A 20,096-nucleotide genomic window follows, 5' to 3' on the forward strand; every position below is an offset into this window, starting at 1 on the left:
CCACGGATTCCGAGAGGATTGCCCTCGCTTAGTGCGATGGTAGTGCCTGGGCAAGCAGCGTCAATGCGCCGTTTGCTCTAGCCTCTCATACTTTCGGCTAAGTCCGGGCGCGCAGCCGGATACACAATTCGCGTTGCGTTTTCGCAAACCCCCTCCGGTGCGCGAAGCGGCGTTGTCCTGGTTCCCTCAACTTCTATACTGAACCTGGTGGCGCGGTCCGCGCTACCGACGGCTGCGGGCCGGCCAGCACGGCAGCTTCCGGTGCAGGTGCACATGTGCATACGGCTTCAGGATCGGCCCGGACCCAGGCAAGGAGAAAGTCATGGAAAACGCGCAAAGACCTCTCGTCTCCACCCTGAACCATCTGATCGAGGTGGGCAAGGACGGCGAACTCAGCTGCGCCACCGGCGCCCGTGAAGTGCATAACCCCGAGATACGCGCCATCCTGACCGGCACGGCGGAATCCTGCCGCGCCTCGGTGATGGAACTGCAGGCGCTGGTGACCTCGCTGGGCGCCGAGCCGCGCGACCGCGGCAGCATGGGCGGCACGCTGCATCGCGGCTGGATGGAGGTGCTGCATGTCATCGCGCCGCATAATGACGACGCGGTGCTGCAGCTATGCGAGCGCGACGAGGAAGCCGCGAGGCGGGAATACCAATCGGCGCTGACGCGCGACATGCCGCCCGAGATCCGCGCCGTGGTGCAGCGACAGTACGAGGGTATCCGGTGGCATCACGACCGCATCCACGCCATGCGCGGCATGCAGATTCACTGATGCGCTGAACGGCGGCGGGCCGCAAGGATCGGCCGCTCACCTGCTCACCAGACGAACGGAATCAGCCGGTACCGCACCCGGGCCGCGTACGCTGCGTAGCCGTCAAGGCCGCGCAGCAGTTCGCGGTCTTCCATTGCCGTGCGAAAGACGATGGCGCCGACCAGCACCATCGCCCCCGCCACGCCGTACCAGGAGCCAAGCATCAGCGCATTGGCCGGCAGGAAAACCAGCATGACGGCGTAGAGCGGATGGCGAACCACGGCGTAAGGGCCGGTTGAAACCACGCGATGGCCGCGCTCGGCCTGGATCCTGACGACCGCGGCGAGGAAAGTGTTCTCATGAAACACGCGGTCGATCACGAGGTATGAGAGCACCAGCAGCGCCGCGCCCGCGCATTGCAGCCAGAGCGGCATCGCGGACCAGCGGTAGCGCACCGCGTCCAGGCCCATCAGTACCATCCAGGCACACCAGGCAACCAGCACGACCGGCACCAGCAGCTTGTCCCAAAGCGGCTGGCCGCGCTGGAGGGGCATTTTCATGCGCTCGGCGAGCAGCGCGGGATCGTGCCGCGCCAGGCGCTCCGTCAGCCAGAAGCCGCCACCGAAGAACAGGATGAGATACACCCAGCCAGCGGGCCAGGCCAGCGTGCCCGCCGCGCCAAACAGCAAGACGGCAAAAAGCAGCGTCTCCGCCGCAAGCATGAACCCGACCTTGCATCCCATGGCGCTGGCCTCTTCGCTACCCAGGCAACGGTGCCGTCGATCAAGCCGGCCACCACGCGCCCGTCGTCTCTTCACGTTAGCACTTGTTTGTCATGCCGGCGCGGCCAACCGCTACAATGGGCCGTTTCAGCGAACGAGCCTCTGCCATGACCGATCATCCGCGCTTCACCCTCAATCGCTCGCTCGTCATCCTGGTGCCGCAGCAGCCTTTCTTCGATTGGATCATGGCCGTGGATACCGATCCGGTGGCCACCCTCACGCTTGAGCATGTGCGCGAGGACCAGAGCGTGTTCCTGGTGCCGGAGGATGTCGCTACCTCGCCGGAGGCGCTGTTGTGGGTGGAACAGCGCTGGCGCGCCTTCTTCGAATTCATGCTGGGCGAGTGGTTCGACGAGAGCCTGTGGCCCGAAACGCTCACGCTGCAGCAGTTCCGCGACTGGTTCACGGTGCAGCACCATTCGATGGTGTTCGACATGGCGCCCGACACCCCGATCGAACATGAGGACTGGGAAGACGAAGACGAAGACGACGGCGAGGCCGGCCTGCGGCACCTGCACTGATCCCCGCAAGGCGAGTGCATCAGCCCCGTCCGAAGCCGGCATTGCGCCACGCCGCCCATCTTGAAGTGCCTGCGCATGCCCAGCTGCAACCCGCGCAGCACCTCGCCCAGGCTGTGGACAAGTCTGTGGAAAAGATGGAACAACCCTGTGGGCAAAGCTGTGGGCAACTTTTTTGGCGCCCCCGCCGCGGCGCGGGGGTTAGCGGCGCAGGGCGTTGCCACAGGCGGGCTGGCGGGCGATGCGGCCATGCGGGCACGCAGCGCCGGATGGCCGATGCGCAAACGTGCGACAGGCAGCGCAACAGCTAATTTTTATCGCAGGAAACCCCGTGTTGAACCGTACCCAGCAGACCCTTATCGCCGTTGTTGCCGTGGCCGTGCTTGCCATGTTGTGGCTGACCGGCAACCATGAAGAACAGCAGCAGGAGCCGGCCCCGGAGCCGGTGGCTGCCGCCGCGCCCGAACCCAATATCGGCGCGCGCGGCGTGCCCAAGAACGGCACGCTGGACCCGATCAGCATCGACCCGCAGCGCTCCACCGACATCCTGCCGCAGTACCAGGCGGACACGCTGGTCGATGACTACCGGGAAAACTCCGGCGCGGCCAACGACCGCTACCTTGGCAAGTACTTCATCGTGGAGGGGATAGCCAGCGGCGTGCGGCGCGAGGCGGACGACTCGGTATTCCTCGATATCCGCTCCAACAGCCCGACCCTGGTGGTGCGCGCCAAGCTGCTGCCGATACAGATTTGCGGACCCGCCGGGCGCACCTGCGAGGTGGAAGCGCGCGGCACCATGGTCCGGCGCGGACAGAAGGTGGCCGTGGAATGCACCGGCGCCGGCCAGGTGGACGGCTCGCCCGTGCTCGAAGGCTGCCTGGTGCGCGGCGGCGCCAACTGACACTGAGCGCGAGCACTGACTTATCCCTTTTGCCGCACGCCGCACGCCGCACGCCTACAGATCGACACATCGCATGCAAACCCTGCTTTCCGTACTCGCCCTGACCATCCTGATCGTAACGGCGGTCGGCCTGGTATCCCCGCCGTTTATCAGCAATGCCTTCCTCAAGGGCCGTCCGGTGGGACGGCTGCAGATCCTGCTGGTGGGTGTGTTCCTTGCGGCGCTCTGCCTGATGGTGGTGGGAACGCTGGCAAGCGGTGGTCCGGCAAAGGCCTGAGGCACCGCCCGCGGGCGTACCGGTGGCCGCACTTTCCATCCTCCGCTCACGCCTTGGACGCCGCTCCCGCGCCTTGTAGGACGCATCCCACATCAGGTTCGGCGCACCGTCGACAATCCGCCGCCGCGGCGTTGTGTATCTTTCCATCACGATACAAACAAAGATCAACGCCGCGCCCTGGCGCTCCAAACAGCGCGGGCCGCGCCGAACATCATGATGGAAGCTCTCCTCCAGGGCAGTATTCCCGCGCCGCAAGCCCAGGCACTCGCCAACATCCTTGCCGTGACGCGCCGTGAGTGGCAGATCGCCGAACTGGGTCCCATTGCCACCAAAAATGACCACCCAGGCCGCGGTCACAATGTGGCGAACAAAGGCCAGACACCAGGCCAGTCCAAACCCCGGTCCCGCCAGCGCCGCCGCGACCAGTTCGCGCAGCGCGCCGCCCGTGCCTTCGAGGCGCAGGTGATGGCGCTGCGCTGCCGCCAGGCATTCGTTGCCTGAGGCCGTGCATCGAGGCGCCGGGCACAGCCTCTCTTGCGTGCGGCACCTCGTGCGTGCTGCCCGCGACCGCCGCCGGACCATTTTTCCTGCTCTGTTCCACCGATTGCCGCCGCCGCGATGGCCTAAAGTTGGCGCACGCGCCTGCCGACCACACGGTCACCCCGCGGATCACCCCGCCAGGCCGCGTTCGGCACCCTTGCAGCAGCGATCCAGGAACATCATGAAAAGAGCATTGCTAGCCGCCACCGCCAGCCTGGGCTTGCTGGCCACCGGCTGCGCCACATACCAGTCCGTCATCCCGGTCGACCGCGGCGACCGCATCGCCTCCGCGCAGCCGGCCGACGGCACGCTGTTCTGCGTGATCAGCAACCCGGTCGGTAATGCCTACGTGGAAACGTTGCGCGATTCGATCCAGGCACGTGGCTTCGAGTTCAAGACCTTGCTGCCCGGCGCATCGGTTGCTTCGTGCCCCTATACGGCCACCTTTGTCGCGCAACGCTCGTCGTACTGGCGCGATTTCCTCAGTTCAGCCGAGATCGTCGTCTACATCGGCGGCGAGCGCGCCGGCAAGGCGAACTACGACGCGCTGCGCAGCGCCGGCGGCCTCAACCTGAGCAACTTCGTGGTGCCGGAGGCGAAAATCGAGGAACTGGTCGATCAACTGCTGCCCGGCATGCTGCCCAAGCAGGGCACCGCCGGCACCAGCGGCACCGCGCCGGCCTGAGCACCACGGCCCGGGCGTCAGCCCGCCGGGCCCGCGGCACGGCGCTGCATCCGCCAAATCAGCCGATCAGCCGACCGAGCCTGACCACGGTGACGCCGGGCCGCAGTTGCCGCAGCGACGGCATCACCAGCACGCAATCCGGGTACGGCGTGAGCACCGGTTCGCCATCGCGCCAGCCGATCACGGTACCGGCCTCGGCAAAGGTTTCCAGCCCGGTGTAAGGGCCGGCGAAGCGGAAGTCCATGCTGCTGGCAACCACCGGTTCCGTCACGCGTACCACCCGCTGCGGGTGCAGGGGGCACAGCCAGCTGGCAGGCACGTCGGCAGCGTCGATCACGCCGGCGTTGAGCAGGAAGCGCGCGGTGCTGTCCCTGGCCACGCCCACGGCGGCGGCTTCCCAGTGCTGGCCGCACTCGATCAGCAGCGCGTTCCTGGGGCTGGCCGGGTCGCCGAATCCTTCGTAATCGCGCATGCGGCGGCCTTCCGGGTGGCCTTCGTCCGCGATCACGTTAGCCGGCGCACCCACGGCGCGCGCAAGGGCAATGCCCTTGTCGAGCGGGCCGGAGACGATCAGCGGCAGGCTTTTCTCGTGCATGGAGTGCAGATCCAGCAGCAGGTCCACGGTATTGATGACCGGGCGCATGGCGCGCGCGCGGCGCAGCTCCGAGGAGTCGCGGCTGGTGTCGTCGAGCATGGCCGCCGTCCACACGCGGTTGAAGTCCTGGTCCACATAGCGCGAAGCGTCCGGGCGGGCCGCCTCGAAGGTGTGGTACGCGTCGACGTTGGCGAAGGCCAGCGTCAGGCGGCCACGGCGCGGGCGCACGCCGAGGTCCAGCAGCGCCTTGACGGTGATGGCGCCGCACACTTCGTTGCCGTGCGTCAGCGCGTTGACCATCACATGCGGGCCGGGCACGCCGCTGTCGAAGGTATGGACGTAGGGCACGCCGCTGTTGCCGGCGGCATAGGGACGGATATCGGGGAATTCGACTTCGACCGGGTAAGCGTCGAAGCCGGGGGCAGTGGTCGTCATGTTCGTGGGTCGGCTGGATTGCCGGTGAGATCGGCGGATAGCGGGGAAAGAAGCAACGGCGGGGCGGCGGCTCATGTCGATGCCACCGCCCGTGACTGGCAAATGGTACGCCTGCCGCCGCTTATTCGTGGATGCCGGCGGTCTGGACGATGCTCTTGTACTTCACCGTCTCGCGCTTGATAAAGCTGGCGAACTGGCCCGGGCCGCCGGGTGCGACTTCCACGCCGGCTTCGGCCAGCTTCTTCTTCACCTCGGGCATCGCCAGCACGGCCTGCATCTCGGTGTTCAGGCGGTCGATCACGGCACGCGGGGTGTTGGCCGGCGCCATCAGGCCAAACCACACGCCCATGTCCACGCCCTTGAGCGCACTGCTTTCGGCCAGCGCGGGGACATCGGGCGCCACCTGGGCACGGTGCTTTTCCGTCACGCCATAGGCCTTGACGCGGCCGGCCTGGATATGGGGCAGGGCCGACGACAGCACCATCACGGCGAGGTCGATCTGGCCGCCGAGCAGGTCGGTCGACATGGCGGACGCACCCTTGTAGGGCACATGGGTGATATTGACCTTGCCCTGCTGCTTGATCAGTTCGCCCGCCAGGTTCAGCGGCGTGCCCACGCCGGACGACGCATAGGCCAGCTTGCCCGGCTGCGCCTTGGCCAGCGCGATCAGCTCGTCGGCGTTCCTGGCCGGCAGCGCCGCCTTGCCAACCAGCACCATCGGCTGGGTGCCGACGAAGGTGATCGGCGCCAGGTCGCGCTCGCCGTCGTAGCGCACGGCGGGATTGGTCAGGCGCGCAATCGAGACCTCGCTGCCCGAACCCATCAGCAGCGTGTAGCCGTCGGCATCGGCCTTGACCACCTTGGCCGCGCCAATGGTGCCGCCGGCGCCGCCCGAGTTCTCGATCACCACGCTCTGGCCCAGGTGCCTGCCCAGTTCCGGCGCGATGGTGCGCGCCACCAGGTCGACGCTGCCGCCCGCGGTGTAGCCCACCACCAGCGAGATCGGCTTGGCCGGCCAGCCCGAGGCGCTGGCGCCGCCGGCAAGCACACAGAAGGACACGGCGACAGCCGCACGCAGCAGTTTGTTCATGGCAGGTCTCTCCCTTTTTTAATTGGCAGGTATGCAGATATGCGGCGATCTTAGAGAGCGTGCGCCCGCAACAACGTGCGGCTTTGGCAATGGCGCTTGCCGTTTTGGCAAGGGGAGCAAGGGCGAGCAAGGGGAGGCGCAGCGCCATCCCTCGCACGATCCTGGTGATCATGACGCTGGCCGCGTCGATGCGTGGCTGGAACGCTCAGGCCGCGACCGCCGCGCGCCAGAAGGCCTCACCCAGGGCCCGCATGGGCGCGCGCGGACGATAGAGCAGAATCTGCATCGCCAGGTCGGTCTCGCTGCCCATCTCCAGCCCGGCGCGCACCAGGCGCCCGGCGTGCAGGTCATCGGCAATCAGCCGCGCCGGCAGCCACGCCAGTCCCATGCGCTGGCGCACCATTTCGTGGACCGACTCGGCAAAGTCGCTGACGGCGATCACATCGAGCCGGCCGGCCAGCCCGCGCCGCGCGATCTCGCCGTTGACCATCCGCCCCAGCGTCAGCGTCTCGGCGTAGGCGATCATCGGCACCGGCGCGCGCTGGCCGCGTGCGCGCAGCGCGTACCGCGGCCCGCCGCCATCCGCCGCGGCGCTTACGCAGACCAGGCGCTCCTCACCCACCAGGTGGTACTGGTAGCGCGCATTGTCGAGCGTCACCGGCTGCTCGGGTGAGTTGTAGCAGAGCAGGAAATCGGCATCGCCTTCGGTGAACATCACCAGCGCGTCGTGCGTGGGAAAAGTGGAAAGCCGAGTGCGGAAATTCGCCGCGGCCTTATCGTTGCGCAGCGCGTGGCGCAGCCCCGCCAGCCATGCCGGCAGCATCGAGCGCGCCAGCGTCTTGCCGGTGGCGATCACCACCGTGCTGGCATCGGCGCGATGCGCCGCGCGCAGCGACAACCGCGTCTCGTCCAGCGTGCGCAGCGCGCTCTGCGCCGCCTCCAGGAACTGCCGCCCCTCATCGGTGAGACGCACGGGAAACACGCTGCGGTCGATCAGCGGCGCGCCCGCCCAGACTTCCAGCGCCTGCATGCGGCGCCCGAACGCGGGCGGCGTGACGTTGCGCAGCTCTGCCGCGCGCGCGAGGCTGCCGGCCTGTGCCAGGCACACAAAATCCTCCAGCCAGCGGATATGCATAAGGACTCGCGCCGAGGCGCATGGAGAAGTGGAAGGGGATAACGGTACATGCCGTCATCGCCTGCGCGGCACTGCGAACATTGTAGCCGCGCGCGACAACGCGCCCTCCATCACTTTGCGCGCCTGGCTGCACATCGGACATGCGCGCCCTGCCGCGAGCCGCGCATGGCCCGGGCGGCGCAAAATGGGAACGGCGATCCGGCAAACGGGCGCGAGCGTGTCCGGCCCGGTTGGCAGGAAGGGAGTGCGCGATGGATGATGTGACCCGGACAGCCCCAGGCAACGCGGCTTCGGCCGGCGGCGCTTGCGTGCGCTTGTTCCTGTGCGGCGATGTGATGACCGGCCGCGGCATCGACCAGATCCTGCCGCATCCGGGCAAGCCGCACCTGTACGAACATTGGCTGCGTTCGGCGCTCGACTATGTCGAGCTGGCGGAGCGTGTCACAGGCGCGATGCAGCGGCCCGCGGACCATGCCTATCCCTGGGGCGACGCGCTCGCGCTGCTGGCGCAATGCCGGCCGGACGCGCGCATCGTCAACCTGGAAACGGCCGTGACCACCAGCGAGGATGCGCAGCCGGGCAAGGGCATCCACTACCGGATGCACCCCGCCAATGTGCCATGCCTGGCCAGCGCACGGCTCGACTGCTGCGTGCTGGCGAACAACCACGTGCTGGACTGGGGCCGCGCCGGACTCGACGAAACCCTGGCCGTCTTGCACGGCGCCGGCATGCACACCGCAGGCGCCGGACGCGACGAGGCGCAGGCCGCCGCGCCCGCCGTGATCGGGCTGGCGCGAGGAGGCAGGGTTCTCGTCTTTGCCTACGCCACCGAAAGCAGCGGCGTGCCGGCGGACTGGGCCGCGGCTGCGGGGCAAGCGGGCGTCAATTTTCTGCCGGACATTTCAGCGCGCGCAGCCGATGGCGTTGCCTGCCGGACGGCGGCGGCACGGCGCGCGGGCGACATCGTGGTGGTGTCGCTGCATTGGGGTGGCAATTGGGGCTTCGATATTTCGCGCGAGGCGCAGGTCTTCACGCACCGGCTGATCGACGCCGGCGGCGCCGATATCGTGTACGGGCATTCGTCCCATCACGTGAAAGGCATCGAGGTCTATCGCGGCCGCCTGATTCTCCACGGTTGCGGGGACTTCCTCAACGATTACGAAGGCATCGGCGGACACCAGTGGTATCGGCCGGACCTGGTATTGATGTACTTCCCGCTGGTCGACGCCGCGACCGGCGCATTGCGCGAATTGGACGCCGTGCCGATGCAGATCCGCCATTTCAGCCTGCGCCGCGCGCCGCCCGAGGGCGTGTCATGGCTGCGCGCCACGCTGGATCGCGAAGGCGCCAGGCTGGGCACGCATGCAATCCGGACGGCGGACGATTTCCTGTCGCTGCGCTGGGACAGCTCGCGCGGCTAAGCGCGAACGGCCCCGGACATCTTTACTGCGTCGTCACGGCCGGCTTGATGCTGTCGGCCGAGGCCACCGGACCGTTCTCGCTCAGGCCACCGCCAAGCGAGCGATACAGGTCGATGGCGTTGTTCAGGCGCAGTTGCCTTGCCTGGATCAGCGCCTGGTCGGCCGAGAACAGCTGGCGCTGCGAGTCGAGCTGGTCCAGCTGGCTGGCCACGCCGTTGCGGAAGCGCATCGTCGACAACTCGTAGCGCGCCGCCTCGGCGTCGCGCACCTGCGCCTGGCTGTTGACCTGGTCTTCCAGCGTGCCGCGCGCGACAAGTGCATCCGCCACTTCCGCGAAGGCCGTCTGGATGGTCTTCTCGTAGTTGGCGATCTGGATGTTCTTGCGAACGTTGGTCAGGTCCAGGGTCGACAGATTGCGGCCGTAATCGAAAATCGGCAGCACCAGTTGCGGTGCGAACGACCACGCGCCCGTGCCGGCATCGAACAGCTTCGAGAAGGTCGGGCTGATCGCGCCGGCATTGGCGGTGAGCGTGATGCGCGGGAAGAAGGCCGCGCGCGCCGCGCCGATATTGGCGTTGGCCGAGAGCAACTGCTGCTCGGCCTGGCGGATGTCGGGGCGCTGCTCGAGCAGGTCCGACGGCAGCCCGGCCGGGATGTCGCTGATGATGCGCTCGTCCGACAGGCGCATCGGCGCAGGCAGGCTCTCGATGCTACCGATGGGCTTGCCCACCAGCACTTCGAGCGCGTTCTGCGCCTGCGCGCGCTGGCGTGCCAGCTGCGCGGCGGACACGCGGGCCTGCGCCACCAGCGATTCGTTGTCGCGCAGGTCCAGCGCCGACGTGGCGCCGGCATCGTAGCGCTGCTTTGCCAGGCTCAGCGTGGACTCGCGCGTCTTCAGCGTATTCTGCGCCAGCTCGTATTGCTCGGCGAAGGAACGCTCCGACAGGTAGGCCTTGGCGACTTCCGAGACCAGCGAGATCTGTGCCGCGCGGCGCGCTTCCTCAGTGGCGAGGTACTGCGCCAGCGCCGCGTTGGAGAGGCTGCGCACACGGCCGAAGAAGTCGAGCTCGAATGAGGAAATCGACGCGCCGACCTGGTATCCGTCGGCAATGTAAGGCCGGCCCGTGCTGGACTGCGACGCGGCGAAACGCTGGCGCGTGTAGCCGCCGGTAGCATTCACCGTGGGCAGCAGGTCGGCGCGCTGAATCTGGTACAGCGCGCGCGCTTCCTCGATGCGCAGCGCGGCGGTACGCAGGTCGCGGTTGTTTTCCAGCGAGGTGGCGATCAGCACTTGCAGGCGCGGATCGTGGAAGAACTCGCGCCAGCCGATCTCGCCCGCAGGGCGGGTTTCGCCGCTCTTCACTTCCGCGGCCGCGTAGCCTTCCGGCGCCGCCGGGTAGTGCGTGGCCACCGGCGGGGCAGGGCGCTCATAGACGGGTGCCAGAGTGCAACCCGAGAGGACGCCCGCCACCAGCAACAGCGTGGTCAGTGTCTTTGTCATTGTCAGATTCCCTCTTTGGGTTCGAGCCCTTGCTCGTTGAGCAACAGCTCGCGCTTGCTGCCCTTGAAGCGGCTGCGGATCACCACGAAGAACACCGGCACCAGGAAGATCGCCAGCACCGTGGCGGTGATCATGCCGCCGATCACGCTGGTACCGATGGCGCGCTGGCCACCCGAACCCGCGCCGGTGGCGATCGCCAGCGGCAGCACGCCCAGGATAAAGGCCATCGAGGTCATCAGGATCGGGCGGAAGCGCAAGTGCACGGCTTCGAGCGTGGCGTCGATGACGCTGCGGCCCTGCGCCTGCAGATCCTTGGCGAATTCCACGATCAGGATGGCGTTCTTCGCCGACAAGCCGATCGTCGCGATCAGGCCCACCTTGAAGTACACGTCGTTGGGCATGCCGCGCAGCGTCACGCCAAGCAGCGCGCCGAGCACGCCCAGCGGCACCACCAGCAGCACCGCGACCGGGATCGACCAGCTCTCGTACAGCGCGGCCAGGCACAGGAACACGATGATCAGCGACAGCGTGTACAGCAGCGGCTCCTGCGAACCGGCCAGGCGCTCTTCATACGATTGCCCGGACCACTCGAAGCCGAAGCCCGGCGGCAGCTTGGCGAAGTTCTCTTCCATGATCTTCATCGCTTCGCCGGTACTGCGGCCCGGTGCGGCCTGGCCCGCGATTTTCACCGCTGGCAAGCCGTTGTAACGCTCCAGGCGCGGCGAGCCCATGATCCACTTGGACGTGGCAAAGGCGGCGAACGCAACCATGTCGCCGTTCTTGTTCTTCACGCGCAGCTTGGTCAGGTCGTCGGGCAGCTTGCGGTCGTCGCCTTCCGCCTGGGCAATCACCTTGCGCACACGGCCTTCGTAGATGAAGTCGTTGACATAGGAAGAGCCGAAAGCGATCGCGAGCGTCGCGTTGATGTTGGCCACCGAGACACCCAGCGCACGCGCCTTCTCGCGGTCGATGTCGATCTGCAGCTGCGGCGCGTCTTCCTGGCCTTCGGGGCGTACGCCCGCCAGCGCGGGATTCTTCGCGGCCATGCCGAGCATCATGTTGCGCGCTTCCATCAGCTTGGCGTGACCCTGGCCGGTGCGGTCCTGCAGGCGGAAGTCGAAGCCCGAGGAGTTGCCCAGCTCGGAAATCGCCGGCGGGTTGAGCGGGAAGATGATGGCGTCCTTGATGAAGGAGAGGGCGCCAAAAGCCCGGCCAACCAGTGCCTGCGCGGTCTCGTCCTTGCCGGTGCGCTCCTTCCAGTCCTTCAGGCGCACGAACGCGATACCGCCGTTCTGGCCACGGCCAAAGAAGGAGAAGCCCGCCACGGTGATCATCTGGTCCACCACCTTGGATTCCTTCTGCAGGTAGTAGTCCTCGATCTGCTTGAGCACGCCGATGGTACGTTCCTGCGTGGCACCGTTGGGCAGCTGCACCACCGTGATCATGTAGCCCTGGTCCTCTTCGGGGAGGAAGGACGAAGGCAGGCGCTTGAACAGCACCACCATGCCGACGACGATGAGGGCATAGATGATCAGGTAACGGCCGGCACGCGCCAGGATGCGCGCCACCGTACTCTGGTAGCCGGTGGCGGCACGCGCGAAGGTGCGGTTGAACCAGCCGAAGAAGCCCTTCTTCTCGTGATGGTGCCCCGCCTCGACCGGCTTGAGCAGCGTCGCGCACAGCGCCGGCGTGAGCGTCAGCGCCAACAGCGCCGAGAACGCGATCGACGAGATCAGCGAGAGCGAGAACTGGCGGTAGATGTTGCCCACCGAGCCCGAGAAGAACGCCATCGGGATGAACACCGCGATCAGCACCAGCGTGATGCCGACGATGGCGCCGGTGATCTGGCCCATGGCCTTGCGCGTGGCGTCGCGTGGCGAGAGTCCTTCCTCGCTCATGATCCGCTCGACGTTTTCCACCACCACGATCGCATCGTCCACCAGGATACCGATCGCCAGCACCATGCCGAACATGGTCAGCACGTTGATGGAGAAGCCGAACGCCAGCAGCATGCCGGTGGTGCCCAGCAGGGCCACCGGCACCACCACCGTCGGGATGATGGTGGCGCGGAAGTTCTGCAGGAACAGGTACATCACCAGGAACACCAGCACCACGGCCTCGAACAGGGTCTTGACCACTTCCTCGATCGAGATCTTGACAAAGGCCGAGGTGTCGTAAGGCACGGTGTACTGGTAGTCGCCCGGGAAGAACCTGGAGAGTTCTTCCATCTTGGCGCGCACCGCGGTGGCGGTGGCCAGCGCATTGCCGCTCGGGGCCAGCTTGATGGCGATGGCCGCCGACGCCTTGCCGTTGGTACGGGCCAGCGTGGAGTAGTCGGCACCGCCGAGCTCGGCGCGGCCGACGTCCTTGAGGCGCACCGAGGAGCCGTCCGGATTCGTGCGCAGCAGGATGTTGGCGAACTGCTCCGGCGTGGCGAGGCGGCTTTCGGTAGTGACGGTGGCATTGAGCTCCGTGCCCTTGGGCGACGGCGTGCCGCCGATCTCGCCCACGGCGACCTGGACGTTCTGCTCCGAGATGGCAGCGGTGACGTCCTGCGGGGTCAGGTTGAAGCCGGTCAGCTTGGCCGGGTCCACCCAGATGCGCATGGCGTACTCGGTGCCGAACAGGTCGGCCTGGCCCACGCCCGGCACGCGGCGGATCGAATCGATCACGTTGGCCGAGATGTAGTTGCCGAGCTGGATGGCATCGGCCTGCCCGGATTTGGACGAGACCGTCAGGAACATCATGTAGTTGTTCCCGGCCTTGTCCACGCGCACGCCTTGCTGGCGCACTTCGGCGGGCAGGCGCGCTTCCACGCGTTTCAGGCGGTTCTGCACTTCGACCGAGTTCAGGTCGATGTTGGAGCCCGGCTGGAAGGCGATCGTGATCGTCGACAGGCCGGTGGCTTCGCTGGTGGAGTTGTAGTAAAGCAGCCCGGGAATGCCGTTGAGCTCTTGCTCGATCACCGAGGTGACCGAGTCTTCAAGCGTCTTGGCGGAAGCGCCCGGATAGGTCGCCGTGACCGAGATCGTCGGCGGGGCGATGTTGGGGTACTGGGCGATCGGCAGTTGCACGACCGACAGCGCGCCCCCCAGCACGATGATCAGCGCAAGCACCCACGCGAACACCGGCCGGTCAATAAAAAACTTGGCCATAAACTGGCTCCCTTCGTTTTGCGCTGTGATTAACCCTGCTTGGCTTCGGTCTTTTCAGCGGTCACCGCGGCAGGAGCCGGGGCTGCGCCGGCGGCCGGCTGCGCGGCGGGGCCCGAGGCAGCGGCGGTCTGCGAGACGAACGGCACCGCCCTGGCGGGCGCGCCGACCTTGACCTTCTGCAAGCCCTCGACGATCACCTTCTCGCCACCCTTGAGGCCTTCGGTGACGATCCAGTTCTCGCCGATCGCCTGGGGGGCCTTGACCGGCACCGAAGCCACGTTTCCGTCGCCGCCCACCACCAGCACCGATGCGCCCTGGCCCGTGCGGATCAGCGCGCGCTGCGGCACGGTCAGTGCGTTTTCGTCCACGCCTTGCTCGACCCTGACGCGCACGAAGGTGCCCGACAGCAGTTCGCGCTTGAGATTGGAGAACTGCGCGCGCAGCGTGATGGCGCCGGTGGTCGGGTCGACCGTCATGTCCGAGAACAGCAGCTTGCCGGTTTGCTCGTACTCGCGGCCGTCCTCGATGAACAGGTGGACGCGCGCGCCGTCGACGCCCTTGACCTTGCCGCTCTCGATGGAGCGGCGCAGCTTCATCACTTCGCTGGCGGGCTGGGTGAAGGTGACCCAGATCGGATCCACTTGCTCGACCGTGGTCAGCTTGGTGGCCTCGCCGCTGCCGACCAGCGCGCCTTCCGTCACCAGCGCACGGCCCACGCGGCCGCTGATGGGCGCGGTCACGGCGGTGTAGCCGAGATTGATCTGGGCGGTGGAGACCGCGGCCTTGGCCGAGGCGATGTCGGCGGTGGCCTGGCCGGCGGCGGCCACGGCATCGTCGTATTCCTGCCTGCTCACCGCATTGACGGCCACCAGCGGCTTGTAGCGTTCCGCCTTCTGGCGCGCCGCGGCGGCATTGGCCTCGGCACGGGCAAGGCTGGCCTTGGCCGACTCGAGTTGTGCCTGGTAAGGCGCCGGATCGATCTTGAACAGCAGCTGGCCTGCCTTGACCTCGCCGCCCTCGCTATAGTTGCGGGACAGCACGATGCCTGCGACCCGCGCCCGCACTTCGGCGGTGCGGACGCCTTCCAGGCGGCCGGGCAGTTCGTTGATCACGGAAACGGTGGTGGGCGTGACGGTGACAACACCCACTTCCGGTGGCGGCTTGGCACCGGCCTGGGGCTTCTTGTCGCCGCAGGCGGAGAGCGCAAGCGCCGACAACACAACAGCGGCAACGCAGGTGATACGTTGGGACTTCCTCATCGATAACCCCATGATGGCAATTTGAGATCGGCCGCATGCGCTCCCGGTTTCGGGTCCGGATACGGCGTGGCCCGCTGTCCTGCAAGGCGCCGGAAAGCGGGCAAAAAAGGTAAATGCTAGCCACAATTGGCAACGCAGACGTGACGCTTGCGACGAATGGTTGCAAATCAGTGCCGACATGCCGACATGGCACCGCGAAATGTAGAGAAGGCGCTGCGGTGCCGCTCGACCGATTGAGTGGCCGAAAGTCAGGCGAGCGCGTATTATATATACATTCAAGCATGTATGTAAGAACCTGTTGCAACGCGGCGATCGCCCCTTATATAAAACCAGGTCCCGACGCACCGGCGCGCGCGCGCACAGTGCAAAGCGGGCCCCACCCTGCACTCAGGGAGAGAACCAGACCGGCCTTCGTGGCCGGCACCAGAGAACATCATGGTCAGACGCACCAAGGAAGAGGCACTTGAAACACGCCACCGCATTCTCGACGCGGCCGAGACAGTCTTTCACGCCCGCGGCGTTGCCCGTCCCTCGCTAGCCGACATCGCCGAGGCAGCCGGCGTGACGCGCGGCGCCATCTATTGGCATTTCAAGAACAAGAGCGACGTCTTCGCCGCCATGTCCGACCGCGTCCACCTGCCGCTCGAGGCGCTGTGCGCGCCGGAGCGCATCGCGAGCCAGGAGGACCCGTTGGGCAGCATTCGCGATATCTGCGCCTTCGTGCTGCGCCAGACCGTGGAAAACCCGCAGTGGCGGCGGGTGTTCGAGATCGTGTTCCACAAGTGCGAGATGGTGGAGGACAACGGCGCCATCTTCGAGCGGCAGCGCCAGTCGCACCAGGAAGGCACGGTGAAGATGCGCGAGCATCTGCGCCTGGCCGTGGAACGCGGGCAGTTGCCGGCCGACCTGGACCTGGACCTGGCCGTCAACGTGTTCCATGCCTCCATCGGCGGCATGCTGTCGCACTGGCTGTTCGCGCCCGACGATTTCGATCTGGGGGCCAACGCCGAGCGGGTGTCCGACGCCTTCGTCGATACGCTCAGGTTCTCGCCGGCCTTGCGCAAGGGTTATGTGGCGCGTCCGGTCGCGAAACTCGAGGAGGTAGTGGCCTCGATATGCGAAGAGGCACAGAAAGTGCGGACGGGGCTCGCCGCGCAGACATTGCCCCAAAAGGCATAGGGCACAGGCTTCGGACTCAGCCCCGCACGGCTTCGCGCCAGCGCGCCAGGAACGTCCGCTTGCGCAGCATGTCCTGCGCCGCCAGCAGGCCGGCGCCCACGCTGATCGGCTTGAGCGCGTAGCCCAGGCGCTCGGAAAGCGCCGCGGCGGTGTGTTCGCTGTCGGTATCGGTACGGATGGTGTAGAGCCGCGAGGCGCTCCGACCCAGCACCGTCTGGCCGGCCCGCGACAGCAGGAAATCCAGCCATAGCCGGGCCGCGTTGGGATGCGGCGCGCGGCGCGCGATAAACGCCACGCGCGACATCACCAGGGTGTAGTCGCGCGGGGCGATCACATCGATCTGCGCGCCGCGCTCCATCAGCGAGAGCGCGTAGGAACCCAGCAGGTTGTATCCCATGACGAATTCGCCCGAGGCGATGCGCTCGATCATGTTGGCGGTCGACGTTGACAACTGCACGCCGCAGCGGCCCAGGGCCTGGGCCAGGTACCAGAACTCGTCGCCCATGCGCGCGTCCTGCTGCGCCAGCAGATAGCCCACCCCGGACTTTTCCACATCGTAGGTCACCACCCGCTGGCGCCAGCGCGGGGTGTTCTCCTGCAGCAGGCGCGCCAGGCCGGTGCGGCTTCCCGGCAAGTGCATGCCGGCGAAATGGCGGCGGTTGTAGACGATCACGGCGGGCTCGAAGGTAGTGCCCCAGGCTTCGTCGCGCCATGCCGCCCAGGCCGGCAGGGCGGCGCGTTCGGGCGAGGCGTAGCGCAAGGCATGGCCATCGTTGACCAGCTTGATCTGCAGGTCCATGGCCGCGCTCCACAGCACGTCGGCATAGTCCGGTCCGGCCGCCTGGCCCGCGCCCAGGCGCGCGCTCTGGGCCAGGAAACGGTCGCTCAGTTCCAGCGTGTTGAGATCCTGGTAGCGCACCTTGAGGCCAGGGTAGCGTGCCTCGAACGCCGCCACCAGCGGTTGCGCCATCTCGGTGTCGGTGGAAGCATGCACGTTGACCGAGCCTTCCTGCAGCGCCCGCGCGATGATTTCGGCGTAGCCCGCCGGGTAGCCGGCCGGCACCGGCGGCACGGCCTGGGCACGCGCGCCGCCGCTTGGCCCGGCAACCAGTGCGGCGGCGCTGGCCAGCACGCGGCGCCGCTGCCAGCTTGCCGGCCCGCCGGTGGCGACGGCAGCCGGCGCCGAAGGCAAAGCCGGTTGCGGGGGTGACGCGGACGATAGTTCGAGGGAGGGCAGCGGGGGCACTTTGCGCAAGGCAGGAACCATCGGTGGTGACATCGGTGGCTAAACCGGGCCAAGGCTCACTCGCCGCGCGCGGCCCGGGGCGGGGGTATTATAGGCGCCCGCTGGCTTGTCCTCGCGGCGGCGGCGGCATCGCCCATCCCGGCAACCAGGCCATCGCTTCTTTTTAATCGGACGCTTATCGAGCAGGGAGGACCGCCGTGCGCTTGTTGCTGGTGGAAGACGAGATCGAACTGGCGCGCTGGGTCGCGCGCGCACTGGAGCAGGGCGGCTTCGTGATCGAACACGTCGCTGACGGCCTGCAGGCCGAGGCGCGGCTGACGGCCGAGGAATACGACCTGGTCGTGCTGGACCTGCGGCTGCCCGGCAAGGACGGCCTGGCCGTGCTCAAGTCCATGCGCGGGCGCGACGACCGCACACCGGTGCTGATCCTGACCGCGCAGGACACGCTCGACGAGCGCGTGCGCGGACTCAACCTCGGCGCCGACGACTACCTGCCCAAGCCCTTCGCCATCGCCGAGCTCGAAGCCCGCATCCTGGCCCTGATCCGGCGCAGCCGCGGGCGCGCCCATCCCCGCCTGCAATGCGGCACGCTGGTGTTCGACGGCGAGACCCGCAGCTTCACGCTGGCCGGCGCGCCGCTGGCGCTGACGCCGCGCGAATCGACCCTGCTGGGTGCGCTGCTGGCCAAGAGCGGCCAGCCGCTGACCAAGGCGCAGTTGCTGGACAAGGTGTTCTCGCTCGATGCCGACGTCAACCCCGACGCCATTGAAGTGCTGGTCTACCGGCTGCGCAAGAAGCTCTCGGGCCACGGCGTGACCATCGTCACGCTGCGCGGCTTCGGCTACCTGCTGGAACCGGAAGGGCAGCCCTGATGCTGCACCGCCTGCCACGGCACTGGCTGCGGCGCTGGCTGCAAGGCAGCCTGCGCCGCCAGTTGCTGCTGCTGCTGGTGCCCGCGCTGGCGGCCATGATGGCGCTCGACACCTGGCTGACCTACGGCACGCTGCGCGACGCCGCCAACGCGGCCTACGACCGCTCTCTGTATGGCTCGGTGCGCGCCATCGACAACGCCATCGGCATGGCCGGCGAGAGCGTGCAGCTCGCGTTGCCGGACGCCGCCATGGAAATGTTCGAGACCGCGACGCAGACCCATGTGTTCTACCGTGTTTCGCTGGAGCGCAACGGCCGGATCGAGACCGTCACCGGCTACGACGACCTGCCGCTGCCCAAGGGAGAAATCGCCAGCAACCAGCCGCGCTTCTACGATGCCGACTACAAGGGCGACCCGGTGCGCATTGCCGTGCTGGCGCATCCGGTGTACCGGCCCAATGCGCATATGCGCGTCATCGTGCAGGTGGCCGAAACCGCCGAGCCGCGCTTTGCACTGATCGCCACCGTGTGGCGCGGCGCGCTGGCGCGCGACGTGCTGCTGATCCTGATCAGCGCGGCCATCCTGGTGGCCGGCATCACCTATGTTCTGCGCCCGCTGGCGCGTGTGCGCGACGATGTGCAGGCGCGCTCCGCCGACGACCTCGCACCACTGGCCTTCGACCACGTGCCGATGGAAGTCCGCCCGCTGGTGGATGCCGTGAACCTGCACGTCTCGCGCTCGGCCACGATGACGCAGGCCCAGGCCCAGTTCATCGCCGACGCCGCCCACCAGTTGCGCACGCCGCTGGCCATCCTCAAGACCCAGGCCGAATTTGCCCAGCGCCAGCTGTGCGCGGGGGCCGATCCCACGCGCGAAGCGCAAGCCGCCAAGGAGGCGGTTGGCGGCATCGTGACCCAGCTGGAGCAGGCCGCGCGCCTGACCAACCAGTTGCTGGCGCTGGCGCGGGTACGCCAGCATCAGGACAGCGAGATGCCCGGCGACGCCGAGCCCGTCGAGCTGACCGACGCCGTTGCCGTCGCCGAGCAGGTTGCGCTGGACTACCTGCCGCTGGCGCGCGGCAAGCAACAGGATTTCGGCTGGGAGCGCCCTGCCGGACTCGCCCTGCCGGTGCGCGCCGACGCCGCGCTTTTGCGTGAAGCCTTCGCCAACCTCGTGCACAACGCCATCCAGTATTCGCCGCGCGGCAGCCGCATCACCCTCTCCGCCGCGCGCATGCAGGATGCTGCTTGCCTGGTAGTGGAAGACGACGGGCCCGGTATCCCGGCCGAGGAGCGCGACAAGGTGTTCGCGCGCTTTTACCGGCGGGTCGGCAATATCGAGCCCGGGTCCGGGCTGGGGCTGGCCATCTCGCGCGAAATGGCCACGCGATTCGGCGGAAAGGTGACGCTGGGCGACGCGGTACAGGGCCGCGGGGTCAGAGCCGTGCTGAGCTTGCCGATCGGCGACTGACCGCAGGCCACCTGCGCCTGTGCCGCGCGGGACGGAACCGGCGCGAACCGGTCCGGGCATTTAGGCACGATTCCTAATTCATTCAGCATTAAATCGGTAATGTCCGGACATTATCCCCACGTAAACCCCGATCAATTCCCTGTCGAATTGACAGCCTTTTGACAGTTTCCCGCCACTAGAATCTCGCCATGGTCGTTAATACGGCCAAACCAAGGAAGAAGTCAAAAACAAGTCCGGCATGCCGCGGTGCAACGGACAGGAGACAAGACCTAGCCAGCCGGG

The 20,096-nt window shown here is 67.2% G+C and carries 18 protein-coding genes; 10 read left to right on the forward strand and 8 right to left on the reverse strand.

Going from position 1 to position 20,096, the window contains the following annotated elements; genetic code table 11:
* Window positions 1-322 precede the first annotated feature (322 nt).
* Window positions 323-775, forward strand: coding sequence for a PA2169 family four-helix-bundle protein (locus AC1DQ3_RS15820; protein WP_477121116.1), 453 nt, complete (start codon window positions 323-325; stop codon window positions 773-775).
* Window positions 776-819: 44 nt separating this feature from the next.
* Here AC1DQ3_RS15820 and AC1DQ3_RS15825 read toward each other — a convergent pair whose 3' ends face one another.
* Window positions 820-1,497, reverse strand: a complete 678-nt coding sequence (locus tag AC1DQ3_RS15825; RefSeq protein ID WP_477121117.1) for a methyltransferase family protein — start codon at window positions 1,495-1,497, stop codon at window positions 820-822.
* 146 nt (window positions 1,498-1,643) lie between these two features.
* On the opposite strand from AC1DQ3_RS15825, the gene AC1DQ3_RS15830 reads away from it, so the two are divergent.
* The 5 genes from AC1DQ3_RS15830 (at window position 1,644) to AC1DQ3_RS15850 (ending at window position 4,457) form a co-directional block, all read left to right on the forward strand.
* On the forward strand, window positions 1,644-2,057 hold the full coding sequence (locus tag AC1DQ3_RS15830; protein ID WP_477121118.1) for a hypothetical protein: 414 nt from the start codon (window positions 1,644-1,646) through the stop codon (window positions 2,055-2,057).
* A 328-nt stretch (window positions 2,058-2,385) separates the two neighbouring features.
* Window positions 2,386-2,955, forward strand: a complete 570-nt coding sequence (locus AC1DQ3_RS15835; RefSeq protein ID WP_477121119.1) for an OB-fold protein — start codon at window positions 2,386-2,388, stop codon at window positions 2,953-2,955.
* A gap of 73 nt (window positions 2,956-3,028) precedes the next feature.
* Window positions 3,029-3,232, forward strand: a complete 204-nt coding sequence (locus tag AC1DQ3_RS15840; protein ID WP_477121120.1) for a hypothetical protein — start codon at window positions 3,029-3,031, stop codon at window positions 3,230-3,232.
* Between the two features lie 213 nt (window positions 3,233-3,445).
* Window positions 3,446-3,733 carry a hypothetical protein gene (locus AC1DQ3_RS15845; RefSeq protein WP_477121121.1) on the forward strand — a complete coding sequence of 96 codons (288 nt, stop codon included), beginning with the start codon at window positions 3,446-3,448 and terminating at the stop codon, window positions 3,731-3,733.
* 220 nt (window positions 3,734-3,953) lie between these two features.
* A complete protein-coding gene (locus AC1DQ3_RS15850; RefSeq protein ID WP_477121122.1) occupies window positions 3,954-4,457 on the forward strand; it encodes an Sbal_3080 family lipoprotein in 504 nt (167 codons plus the stop codon).
* 58 nt (window positions 4,458-4,515) lie between these two features.
* On the opposite strand, the gene AC1DQ3_RS15855 is transcribed toward AC1DQ3_RS15850, so the two are convergent.
* The 3 genes from AC1DQ3_RS15855 to AC1DQ3_RS15865 form a co-directional block, all read right to left on the reverse strand.
* The gene (locus AC1DQ3_RS15855; RefSeq protein WP_477121123.1) at window positions 4,516-5,487 is read right to left on the reverse strand and encodes a M14 family metallopeptidase; all 972 of its coding nucleotides are present in this window, start codon (window positions 5,485-5,487) and stop codon (window positions 4,516-4,518) included.
* A gap of 121 nt (window positions 5,488-5,608) precedes the next feature.
* Complete coding sequence (locus AC1DQ3_RS15860) at window positions 5,609-6,577, reverse strand: Bug family tripartite tricarboxylate transporter substrate binding protein (protein ID WP_477121124.1); 969 nt, start codon at window positions 6,575-6,577, stop codon at window positions 5,609-5,611.
* Between the two features lie 205 nt (window positions 6,578-6,782).
* Window positions 6,783-7,712, reverse strand: coding sequence for a LysR family transcriptional regulator (locus AC1DQ3_RS15865; protein WP_477121125.1), 930 nt, complete (start codon window positions 7,710-7,712; stop codon window positions 6,783-6,785).
* A 251-nt stretch (window positions 7,713-7,963) separates the two neighbouring features.
* On the opposite strand from AC1DQ3_RS15865, the gene AC1DQ3_RS15870 reads away from it, so the two are divergent.
* The gene (locus tag AC1DQ3_RS15870; protein ID WP_477121126.1) at window positions 7,964-9,133 is read left to right on the forward strand and encodes a CapA family protein; all 1,170 of its coding nucleotides are present in this window, start codon (window positions 7,964-7,966) and stop codon (window positions 9,131-9,133) included.
* A 22-nt stretch (window positions 9,134-9,155) separates the two neighbouring features.
* Here AC1DQ3_RS15870 and AC1DQ3_RS15875 read toward each other — a convergent pair whose 3' ends face one another.
* Genes AC1DQ3_RS15875 through AC1DQ3_RS15885 form a run of 3 tightly spaced genes read right to left on the reverse strand, consistent with a single transcriptional unit; the run spans window position 9,156 to window position 15,048 of the window.
* A complete protein-coding gene (locus tag AC1DQ3_RS15875) occupies window positions 9,156-10,634 on the reverse strand; it encodes an efflux transporter outer membrane subunit (RefSeq protein ID WP_477121127.1) in 1,479 nt (492 codons plus the stop codon).
* A 2-nt stretch (window positions 10,635-10,636) separates the two neighbouring features.
* Entirely contained in the window at window positions 10,637-13,789 is a 3,153-nt protein-coding gene (locus AC1DQ3_RS15880) for an efflux RND transporter permease subunit (RefSeq protein WP_477121128.1), read from the reverse strand.
* A 29-nt stretch (window positions 13,790-13,818) separates the two neighbouring features.
* Window positions 13,819-15,048, reverse strand: coding sequence for an efflux RND transporter periplasmic adaptor subunit (locus AC1DQ3_RS15885; protein WP_477121129.1), 1,230 nt, complete (start codon window positions 15,046-15,048; stop codon window positions 13,819-13,821).
* 435 nt (window positions 15,049-15,483) lie between these two features.
* On the opposite strand from AC1DQ3_RS15885, the gene AC1DQ3_RS15890 reads away from it, so the two are divergent.
* Window positions 15,484-16,227 carry a TetR family transcriptional regulator gene (locus tag AC1DQ3_RS15890; protein WP_477121130.1) on the forward strand — a complete coding sequence of 248 codons (744 nt, stop codon included), beginning with the start codon at window positions 15,484-15,486 and terminating at the stop codon, window positions 16,225-16,227.
* 16 nt (window positions 16,228-16,243) lie between these two features.
* On the opposite strand, the gene AC1DQ3_RS15895 is transcribed toward AC1DQ3_RS15890, so the two are convergent.
* On the reverse strand, window positions 16,244-17,419 hold the full coding sequence (locus tag AC1DQ3_RS15895; protein ID WP_477121131.1) for an ABC transporter substrate-binding protein: 1,176 nt from the start codon (window positions 17,417-17,419) through the stop codon (window positions 16,244-16,246).
* Window positions 17,420-17,670: 251 nt separating this feature from the next.
* Between AC1DQ3_RS15895 and AC1DQ3_RS15900 the strand changes: the two genes are divergently transcribed.
* Together AC1DQ3_RS15900 and AC1DQ3_RS15905 are read left to right on the forward strand one after the other, a co-directional pair.
* A complete protein-coding gene (locus tag AC1DQ3_RS15900; RefSeq protein WP_477121132.1) occupies window positions 17,671-18,345 on the forward strand; it encodes a response regulator in 675 nt (224 codons plus the stop codon).
* Window positions 18,345-19,814 (forward strand): sensor histidine kinase, encoded by a 1,470-nt coding sequence (locus tag AC1DQ3_RS15905; RefSeq protein ID WP_477121133.1) that lies wholly within the window; start codon window positions 18,345-18,347, stop codon window positions 19,812-19,814. Before AC1DQ3_RS15900 ends, AC1DQ3_RS15905 begins: the two co-directional genes overlap by 1 nt.
* Window positions 19,815-20,096 lie beyond the last annotated feature (282 nt).

The organism is Cupriavidus sp. 01T418, from assembly GCF_056398885.1.